Below are 14,541 nucleotides of genomic sequence, written 5' to 3' on the forward strand. Positions count from 1 at the left end.
TACATAAATTATGTATTAAACTTGATTTTCTGTAACTTAAAACAAATAATACGCTTACATTTCTGAAAAGTCAATAAATATTTAAAGTAAATAATAAGGTCATAGAAAGAATTCAAAGCTTCCCTTCTAAATGTTATATTTAAATACAAAGTTGCTGTCACAAAAAAACGACTCCCTGAATAAGAGAGTCGTTTTTTATCCGATATTGAGAATTGCGCTTTACAAGAAATCGATTTTTAATTTAATATCCTGTGCATAATCCCCAAATTCCTTGCCAAATAGATTCATCCCACCTTTATGAACTGCGTCTTCCTTTATCCCGACTTTTACCGACAAAAAGTCACTATCTAACAGTGCAAGGTCCTTTATTCCACAGTTTGAAAGGTGAAAGCTGTCAATCATAGTCTTCGTTTCGGTAACGCTCCAAGTCTTGAGTGTGCCATATTGAGTGCTTGTCGTTTCAGACCAATAGGAAGGATTTAACTTTCCAGGTCGGTTTCCATAATCTCCTGGACTTGTCCATGTTCCTATATCTATCCCATTAAGCCATAACGTTATGTCCGATGGCCAATTATGATCATAGTTCGGCGCTTCAGAGCATATCTCCATAGAAATATCCACTGATTTCACCACTGCTCCATGGGGGATAACAATCGGAAACTTATATTCGAAATATCCTTTACGAGTCCACATGATCTGCGCTTTAGAACGTTCAGGACTATAAAAATGAACAGGTTCATCCTCTGGTATAAGAAACGCATCCTGACTTGCCATTCCGCAAGTAGGAGCAACATGAAAATCTGTATATTGACCAATAGGCATTTCCAGCTCATAACTTTTATTTGTGATATCAAAGCCTGTTTTCTCGTTTAATTGAATATGTATGTCATCGAAGTTCCTCGTACAAACCTTCATTGCCCCTCTGCTGGCAGGTCTTAATTCTGTTTGAATCAATGCGGATTGTTCTAACACCTTTACGTGAGAGGCAGCAGTAGAAACCGGTATGTTAAGTGCTTGGGCCAACTGATGGATATTCATATTACCAGAATTCAGCAAATTTATCATTTGCAATCGAATCTCAGATGATAGTGCGTGCGCCACTATCCTTAACCGTTCAGCTTCGTTGATTGATAATTCCAACATATTATCTTCCCCCCACCCATTCACCTTAGATATTTTGTATTAATACACAAAAACTGTTTTAATATTCTCATCATACTATATTATTTAAAACAATGGTACGATTTCTACTTCAGATCCTTTGAAATAAGGAAAGACAGCCAGGAAGCTGTCTTTTCATCATTCATATATAGTCTTGTCTCGATAAAAATAGTTTGGCTTGTTGACGGTGTTGTCAAACGGCTTATGAAAAATATGCGTTGTTGCCGGCGAAAGTGGCGGGATTAGCCAGGCCCATTTTCCTGTAACAGTTCGTCCGGCCTTTTTTTCATTGTTCTCAAACACTTTAAATTGCTTTGCGGCAGTATGGTGATCCACAATTGCTACACCATGTTTTTTATAAGAATCCAATACTGCTACATTTAACTCTACAAGTGCGCGGTCTTTCCATAATGTGTTTAAATGCTTTGTATTGAGACCTAACTGTTTGGCAACATGTGGGAGCAGGTTATAGCGGTTCTCATCTGCAAGGTTTCTGGCACCAATCTCTGTTCCCATATACCAGCCATTAAAAGGAGCAGCCGGATACTTAATGCCACCAATTTCTAAAAACATATCTGATATAATTGGGACCGCATACCATTTTACTTCCAAGTGATGAAAGATAGAAAAATCCGGATGGCGAATTGGTACTTCTAAAACAAGCTCCTCTGGTATTTCTCTATAGGTTGGTGCGTCATTGCCTATCTGCACCACAATTGGCAATAAATCAAAGGCTGTACCTTCTCCCTGCCAGCCTAACTGCTGACACTTCTCCGTAAAAGCAAGCGACGCAGGATCTCCCACTATTCCATCCTCTGTTTGATACCCTGCATAGCGAAATAATTGGTGATTCCAGATCCGCACGGGGGTTTCTCCATTATACTCAGGCGGAAAAATAGTAATACGAGGCTTAATCCTGCCGTTATTCGTCGCCTGTTCTATATGGGTAAACAATGCTTGAAAAACAGCATCCTCAGATGTTACATGTCTTGCATCCACAACCTCGAGCTTGTCCCAAAACAACCTTCCAATACAGTGATTGTTGTTTCGCCATGCAATCTTAGCCCCTTGTGTCAGCTCCTCTGTAGTCTGAACATATGTCCCTGTTTCTTTAAGTTCTTGTTGGACCACAGTACGACGTTCCTCTATTTCCTCTTCTGCTTTACCGAGCTCTTTATATACATTAAAAATATAATAGTCAGCTTCCTGCATACGTTCTGATAGATTCATCTCTGTTCTCCCTTAAGCGATCTCTTTGCTCCATTTTACCAAACATAGGCGCTTTTTTTGTGACGGGAGTTCGACAATTACGTGTGGGATACAATCCATTCTGCTTTTCCAGAAATCTGATAGTCTGTCACACCATTTGGCAGGATAAAATGCTCTCCTTTTTCCACTGGGAAGGTCTCCCCTTGAATGGTAATTTCCGCTTTCCCCGCTATCACACTGCATTGCAGGAAATCAACGTCCAATTTCCGCTGTACCTGTCCGTCAAGCTTCCAGTGATACACTGTAAAATACTTCTCCTCTACAAGCTTTGTGGAAAGAAACCCTTCGTCTTGCTCTTTCTGTTTCGTCAACTCAGGAGTTTTATGAGGAACGGTAGTAACCTGTTTTGCACGTTCTAAATGCAACTCCCTTGTGTCCCCTTTGGCATCCGTTCTGTCGTAATCGTAGACCCGGTATGTGATATCCGAGCTTTGCTGTGTTTCTAGTATCACAATACCCTTGCCGATCGCATGGATTGTCCCACTTGGCACATAGACAAAATCGCCTGCTTTAACGGGTATGTATTGGAGGAGGTTATTCCATTTTCCCTCATCTATCATATCTTCTAGTTCTGCCTTTGTTTTGGCATGATGGCCTAATACTAGTTCAGCGCCTGGCTCTGCCTCTAGCACATACCAGCACTCGGTTTTCCCATAAGGCTCCCCTTCTTCCTCACGAGCAAACCTATCATCTGGATGCACTTGAACAGAAAGGTCGTCATTAGCGTCTAATACTTTTACTAGCAGTGGGTACGCTTCTACATTATCCTGGTTTTTATTAAAAAGCTCTCCATGCTTCTCCCAGGCATCTGCAAGTGTTTTTCCCTCTAAAGGTCCATTCCGAATTATACTGGGACCGTTTGGATGGGCAGAAATCACCCACGCCTCTCCTGTCTGTGCAGATGGAAGCTCATATTGATAGAGTTGTTGCAGCTTCTGTCCTCCCCAGATTCTTTCCTGTAAAACGGGTTGTAAAAATATCGGTGCATTATACATCTAAAAACCTCCACTCTCTTATTTTCTCTGCATTCATTATAGCAAAGTCAGAATGAAAATATAGAGATAATGTGTGCTCTGTTTGCTTCTTTTCTTTCTATAGCCTTTCAACATATTGGTCGGTGCACGCTCAGAAATAAAAGTTTTTAACGAAATGTATAAAGAAAAGGTTTAACGAAATCTAAACTGGGGTAAACAACTATTACTATATATAGTTATTTAGAGGGAAGGTGCCTGAAGTGAAGCGGTTAAATGAGAATGAAGAAAAGTTTTTACAAACAATTATCGAAAAAGATAACGCCCTTTTTAAAATGGAAGGGAAGGTTTATACCATTTCGCTTGTGCAGGAATCAAAGCAGCCATTAAAGGTACCAATGCAACCCTCATCCATTGAAGAAAAGAAGAAAAACATATTAGAAGGCAAAGAATTTTCCATTGATGATGTTGTCGACATGATGGATAGTGGTGTCTTATAAGCATAATCAAACAGTCCTCATTTTGATAGGACTGTTTTTTGTTTTTAATTACTTAAAAAAGGGAATTAACTGGATAGGAACAATTTTAAAGGAGTGAATAATCTTGGCAGATATGATAAAAGTAATGAATCCCGCAACAGGGGAACTCATTAAAGAAATTAAAAAATTCACGGAAGAGGAAGTAACCGAAGCATTGCGTAAAGGGAAGGAAAGCTTTGCTTCATGGAAAAAAGTTAATGCCCATGAGCGTGCACGCCTCTTAAATGCCTGGGCATCTAAATTACATGAAAACAAGCAAGAAATTGCGGAACTTATGACATTAGAAAACGGAAAGCCTTTGAAAGAGTCAGAAGGAGAAGTAGCCTATGCCGCTAGCTTTATCGAGTGGTATGCAGAGGAAGCAAAACGGGTTTATGGACGCACTGTCCCTGCTAACACGGAATCCAAGCGCATTATTGTGCAGAAGGAACCGATCGGATTGGTTGCAGCGATCACCCCGTGGAACTTCCCGGCGGCAATGATGACGCGAAAAGCTGCACCTGCTTTGGCAGCTGGCTGTACCTTTGTAGTCAAGCCTGCATCAGAAACTCCGCTATCCGGCATTAAAGTAATTGAGCTTGCACATGAAGCCGGAATCCCCGAGGATGTTATTCAATACGTTTCTGGTTCCGGAAGTGAAATTGGCAAACTGTTTACCGAAAGTGAATATGTGCGCAAAATCACGTTCACAGGCTCCACTTCAGTCGGTAAAAAATTAATTGAGGGTAGTGCCAGCACTGTAAAAAATGCAACAATGGAGCTTGGCGGCCATGCGCCCCTTATCGTAGCAAAAGATGCGGATTTAGATCTAGCGGCAAAACAAACCATTGCTACCAAATTCCGTAACGCTGGCCAAACCTGTGTCAGTGCAAATCGGATTATTGTCCATGAAGATGTAGTAGACGAATTTGCTGAAAAGCTCGTCGAAGAAACAAGAAAGCTTAAAGTTGGTAACGGTCTAGAAGAAAATGTAGGGATCGGGCCGATTATTAATGAAGATGGCTATGATAAAATCGTGGCCCATGTAAAAGATGCGAAGCAAAAGGGTGCGGAGATACTACTTGGTGACGAATATGATGCAAACCAAGAGAAAGGTTACTTCTTCGTCCACCCTACCGTATTAAAAAATGTCACAACCGACATGGATATTATGCATGAGGAAACCTTTGGCCCAGTTGCTCCAATTACTACCTTTAAAGAGATAGACGAAGCCATTGAAATAGCGAACGATACACCCTTTGGCCTTGCTGCCTACTACTTTACGAACAATTATAAAACAGGTACGTATCTAAGCGAGCAGCTTGAGTATGGTATTCTCGGTTGGAACGATGGCGGTCCATCTGCAGCACATGCCCCATTCGGCGGTATGAAGGAAAGTGGTCTCGGCCGTGAAGGTGGACTTGAAGGAATCGAGCCATACTTGGAAACAAAATATATTTCAATTGGTGATTTTGAATAAGTTGATTTTGGGGGCGAATCATGGCAGACGCATTCTGAAGCGTGAATACTAGAAACTGAAGCGACAGAGGCGCATTCTGAAGCGTGAATACTAGAAACTGAAGCGACAGCGACACATTATGAAGCGTGAACGCTAGAAACTGAAGCGACAGAGGCGCATTTGAAGCCACAGGCATGATAGTGAATCATCAGCCAACTTTTCAAAAAGTAACTCCAAAACAAAAACCAAGCCTGAGCAACTATCTAGTAGCTCAGGCTTGGTTTTTTTAATGTTGCAGGTCAACTACGATTCTAGATGAAAAACTAGGCGTCTCATATGCAACGTCTCCATCTACATGTAGCTCTACTACGATGAAATCCTCTTCCGTATAATAATCTATTTGGGACAGCACTGGACTGTTATTTATCTGGATCGTTCCTCCGTTCGAATCTAACTGTCCTTGTATTCCCCCGTACGGAACTTTTATAAACAGACGATCCTCTCCTCTTTCTATTTCATAATTGGTTATTGTTTTATTTAGGTCGAGCACGACTCTAGAATAACCTGACTGGAGACCGAAGCGAATGTTTTCCAGCAAAGGCGTTGAAATAACAGCAGGACGTTCTGCTTTTAACTTTTCATAAAAAGCACGTACAATCCCCGACCCGTCCTGACCCGCTATAAATGTGCCATTCTCAATATTGCCGTCCAGTCCATTTAATTCCCAATCCACCTCCTCTTGAGCAATCGTCATCTTTTCTCCGTTTTTGTCATAGCCTTTTACTGTTAAATCCACAGGCTCTCCTGGTGCGGCAGTTAAATCAAGTGGAAAGATCCCAAGAACCGCTTGCTTTTTATATGGTTTCGCTCCCTTCGGATAAGAGCCATACATTAAATATTGGTTCCTTACCTCGCTTACCCACTCCTGTTGTTCCTCTTTCCATGATGCCATAATTTGTGATACTGGCATGTCATCGAGAATCATTTGAGGTACTTCCGGATCGCCAATCAGATTGGTATAGCTTGCTGTCATGTCAAATTCCTCAGGATTTTGATCTCTCATGGCATCGACTAAATGTAAACCAAGTGCAACCAAATTGATGGAGGACGGATCCGTTATATGGACCTGTACACCTGCTACTCGCTCGCCTTCATACTTTCCAAACATCGGTGTATAGTATGCTGGGCGGAAATTTACACCAGCTAATTCTCGACTTTTCATTTCCTCAGCAAGCGCTTCAGCGTCGATCCACGGAGCACCTACCTGTTCAAATGGTTTGGTAGTGCCAAGACCTGTAGAAAGCGTTGTGTCATCGACAAGTTCAGTTCCAGCATAAAGGTAGGCGGATTCCTGTGTTGGAATATTGGGCGATGGGAGTATCCAAGGAAGTCCCGTATTGTCAAAATGCATGTCCCGCTTCCAGCCTTTCATTTCAGCAACTTTCAAATCAACGCCCATGCTATACTCATGGTTCCACATTGTTGCCAATTCACCTGGCGTCATTCCATGTCTGACAGGCAGGAGGAATCTCCCCATAAAGCTCACGGCCTCCGCTGAACGAAGTGGCCCTTCAACCCTCTCTCCACCAATTGGATTTGGCCTATCAAGGACAATGAGCTCCTTATCCATCTCACCTGCAGCCTCCATAGCAAATCCAAGTGTATAAATATAGGTATACACATTAGAACCAATGTCCTGAATATCAAATAAAAGAACATCTACTTCTTCCAGCATTTCCTCAGTTGGCTTCCAGGTTGATCCATATAAACTATAAACGGGTAGTCCTGTTTCCTCATCAATATAGGATTCGACATATTCGCCTGCCTCCTGGTCCCCTCTTATGCCATGCTCAGCCCCGAATAACGCGGTTAAATTAACGTCAGGATGTTCGTAAAGTAAGTCAATTGTACTGTTCAATTCATGGTCTACTCCCGTTGGGTTCGTGATAAGGCCAACACGTTTTCCCTCCAGCCAATCTAAATGGTCTTCCATTAACACCTCTACTCCCGGCTTAACACTCGCTTTTTTCTTACTTGTTTGGCTAGCTTCTACACGATGATTACTCCCTCCCCCAAACAGGCTAAAGAGTAATACAAAACAAAGTACTAAGATATGACGTCGTTTCATAAAAAACACCCCTAACTAAGATTAATCAAACTTCTCCATCTCCTTTGTAGCCATCCACTTCTCTACCATTCGCTCCAGTCTATCTTGCCTTTTATACAGGTACATCATTTCTTCTATAAGTGTTTTTTCGGACATTACGGTCATAAGGTGATCTTGGGCATGTACTAATATGACAGGGAGAACGCCTAACTTTTCTTGTGCGTCTTCTTGAATAAAGGAGGTTTGCACCTTGTGCGCTTTAAGGAGTTCATCAGAAGCTTCTTTGAGCAATTGATCTGTTTCAGAGAAATTTCCAGTCCTTGCTTTTTCTAACGCTTCGTGTAAAATCGCCTTGGCATTCCCAGCATGCAAGATAATTTGCATCGATAAATTATTTATGTTCATCATGTATTCCTCCAAAATGTATGAGCTCAATAGATTCAGAAGTAAAGAGGTGCTTCACGTTTTTGTCTGTTAGAAGTTCGAGCTCCTTCATCCGCGTCTCGGTGTAACTGCTTCTTTCTAAAAGCCATGTATCCAAAAATGCTGGATGGCACATGATTTCACTCACGCCCTCCTCAGTGGAAGTAATGAGATTTTCCAAAAAAGCAGGTTGAACAGTTTCTTCATAAAAATCATAATGCAGATAATCCGTACTTCTCACCTTCTGCCAGCTATTTTTTGAAAAAGACCTCACTGGTAGTCTGTACTCCTCGGCAACCTCCAGTACAGCTTCCAGCACTTGTGGGATATGCAAATGCTTATGGTGATGACTGTCTATATGGGTAACATGCGGATACCATTGTAGCAGTAAATCAAGCTGCGCAAGTAATTCCATCTTTATCTCTTCTTTTCTGGCAGAATTTCCTAGTACTTCCCCTTTTAAAAAGGACCCACCCGCATCTACTAGACTTGGGACATGCCGGGAGATTGGTTTCCCGGCATCCAATACAAAATGCAATCCAACGCCTAAATTTGGATGCCCCTTGGCAAGTTCAACTGCCTGTTTGGCAAAGGCGGTGTTCACCATAGCCGTCGTGCTTGTAACGATCCCAAATTGATGTGCATATAAAATGCCCGCTGTCACGCCTGGTGTCATCCCAAAATCATCTGCATTGACGATTACTTGTCTTTTGCTTTGCTGCATGAACGTGTTACGCCTCCTCTTCCTTAGCTGCCGCAGCTGTTTCTTTTCTCTCTTCTTCCTCTTTTAGAAGCTGCTTATCATATAATTTAAAGAACGGGAAGTAGATAAACATCGCTACCGCAATATTGACGAGCATGAGAATACCTCCACGAAAATCACCTGTCGTTAAAATCCCGGATAAAGGTGGTGGCATGGTCCATGGCACTATAACATAGGGCTTCCCAACTAAACCGATCGACATGGAGAAATACGTTATAATACCAACTGCGAGCGGTGCTAGAATAAACGGAATGATTAATAACGGGTTCATGACAACTGGTGCACCAAAGATAACTGGCTCACTAATATTAAAAATACTTGCTCCGATTGATCCTCTGCCAAGTCCTTTAAGATGCTTGGATTTTGCCAGGAACAGAAAGAGCAATGTAAGTGCCAACGCCATGCCCGATCCCCCGACTGCCCACCAAATCGCCATATAAGGCTGGCCAACTATGTGTGGAAGTTCTTCTCCTGCTCGCTGTGCTGCAATATTTTCATCTGTTAGGCTATACCAAATTGGTGCCATAACACTTGCTACAACAGAAATTCCATGAATCCCAAAAGACCAAAGCAGGTGAATAAGTAAAATGGCGATCATAGCTCCCCAGAAGCTCCCACCAAGCATTTGCAGTGGTTCACGTAGCACCGCTCCAACAATTCCATGCAATGATAAATCCCAGCTAGATCGAAGTAATAGATCGACTCCCCATACCAAGGTTATGATCACCGCACCGGGTATGAGCGCTGTAAAGGCTCGCCATACGGATGGTGGTACAGTGTCTGGCATGCGGATCACAATGTTTCGTTTTTCGAAAAAGCGAAAGATCTCTACTGTGATAATGGCCAGCAAGATGGCAATAAATAGTCCTTCACTCCCCATTAGGTTAAGCGGAATATTTCCTTCCTCTGTTAAAGGGGTTGCGACAAAAAATGCTGCAGTACTTAACACACCTGCTGAAAGACCATCCATGCCGTAGCTTTTAGCCAGATTATAGGCAATGGAAAAGACAGCAATCAAGCCAAGCAACCCGAATGTTGCGTCTACCGGGATGCTAAGCGAAGCTGCAAATGGTGCCATAAATTCTGCCCATGGTTTGTAAGGTGGTGAGGAAATAATTAAAAAGATACTACCAATGATCAATAATGGCATAACAGCAATAATCCCATCACGCACCGCTTTTAAATGGCGCTGCTCCGCCAATTTTCCAGCCACAGGCATAAAATAACGTTCCATAAATGCTTGAAACCCTTTCATAGACCTTCTCCCCTTTGTTTCTTTATTTTTTCAAAGCCAATGCTTGCTCTAATACTGCTTTCCCATTGAGCGTGCCATATGCTTTCATATCAATGATTGCAATAGGGACACCGGCTTCCTCTGCCTGCTTAAACAATGCGTTTTTCTTGTAACGAATTTGCGGACCAATTAACAGGACATCTGCTGTCTTGAGCTGCTTTTCAAGATCATCCACAGAGTGTGCTTCAATTTCCGCATCAATTGACTGGTTTTCAGCTTCCTGGTTCATCTTCTTAACAAGTAAACTTGTACTCATTCCAAGCGCGCATAATAATGTGATTTTCATCTCTTCACCTCCATAATAGAAAAATTTATACTTGCCAATTTAGATAGGGCTCGTTAACTGCCAGCATTTCCTCTAAAATTTGCTTAGCCTTCTCCGCTGATGGGATAAGCGGGTGTATGGTTAAGGCTTGAACCGCAATTCCCTTATCTCCCGTTACGGCTGCTTCTACTGTCAATTCTTCATAAGCCTTTACGACTTGTAGTAATCCTCGGATTTGGGCTGGTGGCTCCAACGTTTGCAGTGGTGTAATCTGATGGTTCTCAACAACACAATTGATCTCCACACAAACATCATCCGGCAGGCAGGATATCGCACCATTATTGCGCACATTTAATGTATGAACCTGTTGGGTGTTTAAATGAATATCACGAATGAGCCGAACTGCTGCTTCCGAATAATAAGCGCCACCTCGTTGTTCCAAGGCTTTAGGTTTTTTATCTAATCCTGGGTTTTGATATAGCTCAAACAATTCTGCTTCCACTTTTTTGACTTGATCTGCTCGTGTTTCATTTTTTTCATATTCTAAAAGCTGTTTCTGCAGAATTGTGTCCGTTTGGTAGTAATACTTATGATAGCCACAAGGTATTGCCCCGAGGGACTGCAGAAAGTCATGGTCCCAGCCAAAGTCAGGTATGTTTGCAGCCTCATAACTGGCAGATTTACCTGTCAAAACATCCTGAATGTGTGATTTTCCTTTAATATACAATCCGGTTATCCAAATTAAATGATTAATACCGATGAAATTAATCCGCACCTCATCCATCGCTACATCATACGTGTTCGCGAACTTCTTATAATAATTAATCGGATTATTGCAAAGCCCCACCACTTTAATAGTAGAGTGTTTTAACACAGCCTCTGTAACGATGCCTGCAGGATTCGTAAAATTTAACAGCCAGGCATCTGGAGCAAGCTCTTCCATTTCCTTGCAAATACCTAATATAACCGGGATGGTACGAAGTGCTTTCATAAACCCTCCTGCTCCAGTCGTTTCCTGTCCAATAACCCCATGCTTAATTGAGATGTATTCATCATGTCGACGCATTTCTAACTGCCCTACTCTTATTTGCGTAATGACATAGGTTGCTCCCTTAATTGCAGCACGTCTATCCAATGTAGAAACGATCTTAATGTCGTGCTTGGACTTTTTTACCATGCGTTTTGCCAGCGCATCCATGATCTGCAGCTTTCGCTCTCCTTGTGGGATATCCACCATCCATATTTCCTTTATTGAGAGCACGTCAGCTTCCGCAAGCAACCCTTCCAAAAGCTCTGGAGTATATGATGAACCTCCACCTATTACTGTTACTTTGATAGGTTCCAAAGGATTCCTCCTTTCTTTAATGTGTCATTAATATTTTATTCTGAAAAATAAGTCATTTGCACCCACTCTTTTTCCATTGGCAACGGAAAAAGGCTGTATGGAAATCAAAAATGAAAAAAGAATCAAGCCAACCTTTTGTAAATAAAGGCAGATTGATTCTCTATACGCCATCCATTAAATGAAACACACTGCTAAGGGAAATTGTTAAAAACGCAAGGGAAATCACCCTATACCCATCAATCGCTTAAACGCATTAAAATTTCTAGCTGCAACTAGTCGTCTAATCAGATGCTGATCCTCCAACAAGTTCCCTATTTCTTCAAACATCGGCTTGAGTTCATGCTGCCTATCCTTGCTGGCATTTAAGAGAAATATTAACTGGACCGGCTTGTCTCCCCACTCAATAGGTTTTACGAGTGTCATAACAGACCAAAATGTACGGTCCGTTTGTGGCTCCAATGGATGAGGAATTGCGACAAGGTTGCCAAAACTGGTGGATGCATATGCCTCTCTTTGCAAGACCGAGTCGAGGTAGTTGCTATCAACCAGTCCCAATCTCTCGAGATCGTTACATAGGAAACGCAAAATTGTTTCAGGTTTCGTAAATTCTTTACGGAAGTATGTAAACGGTTCCAAAAAATAGTTACGTATTACTTGAGTGTTTCTCTTCATCATCCCCTTCACTTCGGATATATCCGCTTTCCCTAATATAGTGCTTACTTGGATAACAGGAATTCCTGGATCCCATAGGAGGGGGATCGTCGTAATAATAAAATCAATTTCGTCAAGGGCGTAATGCTTTAAATTGTGCATTTCAGTAGTTCCAGCAATAACTATCTCTTCATGAAAAAGATCCTTTAATTTATACGTCAACAGCTGGGCGCTGCCCATCCCTGAAGCACACACAATGAGACATCTTTGTTTATTCCTAGCTTCCTGTTTCTTCCGTTCTTGTGCCACTTCCAAATGAAGGGCAAGATAGGCCACTTCATCCTCTACCAGTTTAATAGATTGGATTTCATTTAATACCTCACTGCCAATAAGTGCTGCTTCAAAAGATAGTGGATAATTTAATTTAATCTCATCTAGCAACGGATTGCGAATGTTCATTTGGTAGTGGTAGCGATTGATAGCAGGCTTTAGATGCAGAGCTAATGCTAACCGTAATTCCATATCCTCTTTCAATTGAAAACCATACTGATTATCTATTCTTTCTACCATCTTCTCTACCAGTTCAGAAATTGCTGGATCCATGCTACAAACATGGCGATCCACCTTTTCGTTTGGTGATACAAGCCTTGTGCCTAATAAATGCATGGCCAAATAGGCCACTTCATTTACTGGAAACGTAATCTGTAAAGTATCCTCTATATCGTCTACTATTTTTCTAGCAACGATATATTCTTTTTCATTCTTTAAATGGGCGTAATCCAAGCCTGTTCCAATCGCTTGATTTTCTCCCAGTCGTCTAACAGCTATGGCAACATGGGTAATGAGGTTTTGGAGGCTTATATCTGAGATGAGAATTTGATTTTTTCGTAGGTTGGTTAAAATACTATTTTTTATAGTCTGCAAATCCTTTTCTGGCAAAATGTCCAAGTCGACAGCACCTCGTAAGACAGATGAATCCTGTTGGTAAAGCCATTCTGCAATACAGAAGCGTATTTGCATCTCATCGCCGATGACTTTTATCCCATAATTAGGCTTTTGCTCTAGTGCTAGGTTATAATCACTCAATATCTCCCGGACCTGCCGCAAATCCCCTTGCAGACTTGAGCGGCTAATGAACAGTTCATCAGCCATATCTTCAAGTTTGGTATAGGTTGTTTGCAAGAGTAATTTTTCCATCAAAAAATAGACCCTATTTTCCGGCTCAATTGGCGAAGCTTTTAGTGCCTGTTGTTCTAATAGTAGAGTCACTTTTTCCTTATCAGAGGGAAGTAGCTCATAGCCCTTCCCTCGAATTGATGTCAATTTTATATGATTTTCTAAGAGTAGTGGCTGAAGGTCCTTTAAATCATTTCTTACCGTCTTTGAACTAACTTGGAGTGCTAAGGAAATCTCTTCGCTTGTGATAGCTTGCTTGGCTGAAAGGAGTAATTGTAGAATTTTTTCACAGCGTGCATTCATATACAACCCTCATTAATTGAATATTTATTCCGCCTCACCTGGCAGGAAGAGCCTTACAAAATGACGTTTCACTTTATCCTATCTAAAAGATAGCATATTACGTCTTCTTCCCCAACTGTCTATTGGCCTACATTTAATCGAACGATCTGTTTCAACCCTGCATGAATTAACGTGAAGATAAATATCCAAGCAATTATAATTAGCACGATATACATCAGATTAAATACTTGGAATAAATAGAGCGGCATATCCCAAACAGAATGGAGTATGACAGGGACAGCAAAGAGCTTAAGAAATTTTGCATCGGTTAAATGCTCCCCTTTTAAGGGCTCCGCTTTTTTGACATAGACGAGCGCGGCCCCTGTTATGGCTGCCCAACTAACATGTGTGCCAATGGACATCCAGGCCCGGTCAAACATGACAGAAAGCATAAAATCCGTCCCATTCATCGTGCCGAAGCGGAAGGCATAGCCTGCTGATTCAAATGCTGCAAATCCTGCCCCAATGGCAGCCACAATAAGTAGGCCATTTAATATGTACTTTGGGTTCAATTTCTTTATAAAATAAAGAATGATGACTAGCTTTCCGACTTCTTCCACTACGCCTACGATGATGGCGCCCCCAACATTCAGGTTATAAACCGGCACGATTGAGAACAAGATTAAGGTGGTCACAAGCGAAGCAGTCCCCCCTATGAAAAACATTTTGGCAATTTCATAGATACTCAGATTCCGTGGAGCGTTCATTTCCCAAAAGAAAATGAGTAAGGAAAAGGGTACGACAAACGATCCAACCACAATAAGTCCTGGCAAAGCGTTAGGATTATGAAACATATA

The 14,541-nt window shown here is 41.7% G+C and carries 13 protein-coding genes; 2 read left to right on the forward strand and 11 right to left on the reverse strand.

The features are described 5' to 3' along the window. Window positions 1-219 precede the first annotated feature (219 nt). The 3 genes from BN988_RS09435 to manA all read right to left on the reverse strand — a co-directional run bounded on the left by BN988_RS09435 (window position 220) and on the right by manA (window position 3,425). Window positions 220-1,143, reverse strand: a complete 924-nt coding sequence (locus BN988_RS09435; RefSeq protein WP_036575565.1) for an ArsR/SmtB family transcription factor — start codon at window positions 1,141-1,143, stop codon at window positions 220-222. A gap of 156 nt (window positions 1,144-1,299) precedes the next feature. After that, a complete protein-coding gene (locus BN988_RS09440) occupies window positions 1,300-2,391 on the reverse strand; it encodes a nitric oxide synthase oxygenase (RefSeq protein ID WP_051557782.1) in 1,092 nt (363 codons plus the stop codon). Window positions 2,392-2,468: 77 nt separating this feature from the next. Then, window positions 2,469-3,425 (reverse strand): mannose-6-phosphate isomerase, class I, encoded by a 957-nt coding sequence (gene manA / locus BN988_RS09445; protein WP_036575567.1) that lies wholly within the window; start codon window positions 3,423-3,425, stop codon window positions 2,469-2,471. 239 nt (window positions 3,426-3,664) lie between these two features. Here manA and BN988_RS09450 point away from each other — a divergent pair, with 239 nt between their 5' ends. Both BN988_RS09450 and BN988_RS09455 read left to right on the forward strand, forming a co-directional pair. Next, window positions 3,665-3,901 (forward strand): hypothetical protein, encoded by a 237-nt coding sequence (locus BN988_RS09450; protein WP_147380280.1) that lies wholly within the window; start codon window positions 3,665-3,667, stop codon window positions 3,899-3,901. Window positions 3,902-4,004: 103 nt separating this feature from the next. After that, window positions 4,005-5,399: an NAD-dependent succinate-semialdehyde dehydrogenase gene (locus BN988_RS09455; RefSeq protein ID WP_036575571.1), complete on the forward strand. Its 1,395-nt coding sequence runs from the start codon at window positions 4,005-4,007 to the stop codon at window positions 5,397-5,399. A 265-nt stretch (window positions 5,400-5,664) separates the two neighbouring features. On the opposite strand, the gene BN988_RS09460 is transcribed toward BN988_RS09455, so the two are convergent. From BN988_RS09460 to BN988_RS19190, 8 genes are all read right to left on the reverse strand, one after another. Further along, window positions 5,665-7,506, reverse strand: coding sequence for an exo-beta-N-acetylmuramidase NamZ family protein (locus tag BN988_RS09460; RefSeq protein WP_081779387.1), 1,842 nt, complete (start codon window positions 7,504-7,506; stop codon window positions 5,665-5,667). A gap of 21 nt (window positions 7,507-7,527) precedes the next feature. Continuing rightward, window positions 7,528-7,890, reverse strand: a complete 363-nt coding sequence (locus tag BN988_RS09465) for a PTS lactose/cellobiose transporter subunit IIA (RefSeq protein WP_051557784.1) — start codon at window positions 7,888-7,890, stop codon at window positions 7,528-7,530. Beyond that, window positions 7,877-8,632, reverse strand: coding sequence for a chitin disaccharide deacetylase (gene chbG / locus BN988_RS09470; RefSeq protein WP_036575573.1), 756 nt, complete (start codon window positions 8,630-8,632; stop codon window positions 7,877-7,879). The genes BN988_RS09465 and chbG overlap by 14 nt, the downstream gene beginning before the upstream one ends. 7 nt (window positions 8,633-8,639) lie before the next feature. Beyond that, entirely contained in the window at window positions 8,640-9,926 is a 1,287-nt protein-coding gene (gene celB / locus BN988_RS09475; RefSeq protein WP_036575575.1) for a PTS cellobiose transporter subunit IIC, read from the reverse strand. A 22-nt stretch (window positions 9,927-9,948) separates the two neighbouring features. Then, the gene (locus tag BN988_RS09480; RefSeq protein WP_036575577.1) at window positions 9,949-10,251 is read right to left on the reverse strand and encodes a PTS sugar transporter subunit IIB; all 303 of its coding nucleotides are present in this window, start codon (window positions 10,249-10,251) and stop codon (window positions 9,949-9,951) included. Between the two features lie 25 nt (window positions 10,252-10,276). Then, the gene (locus BN988_RS09485) at window positions 10,277-11,575 is read right to left on the reverse strand and encodes a 6-phospho-beta-glucosidase (RefSeq protein WP_036575579.1); all 1,299 of its coding nucleotides are present in this window, start codon (window positions 11,573-11,575) and stop codon (window positions 10,277-10,279) included. 222 nt (window positions 11,576-11,797) lie between these two features. After that, window positions 11,798-13,705, reverse strand: a complete 1,908-nt coding sequence (locus BN988_RS09490; RefSeq protein ID WP_036575581.1) for a BglG family transcription antiterminator — start codon at window positions 13,703-13,705, stop codon at window positions 11,798-11,800. 119 nt (window positions 13,706-13,824) lie between these two features. Next, window positions 13,825-14,538: a PrsW family glutamic-type intramembrane protease gene (locus tag BN988_RS19190; RefSeq protein WP_315970414.1), complete on the reverse strand. Its 714-nt coding sequence runs from the start codon at window positions 14,536-14,538 to the stop codon at window positions 13,825-13,827. Window positions 14,539-14,541 lie beyond the last annotated feature (3 nt).

The organism is Oceanobacillus picturae (assembly GCF_000612865.1).
GTDB classification, from domain to species: Bacteria; Bacillota; Bacilli; order Bacillales; family Amphibacillaceae; genus Oceanobacillus_B; species Oceanobacillus_B jordanicus.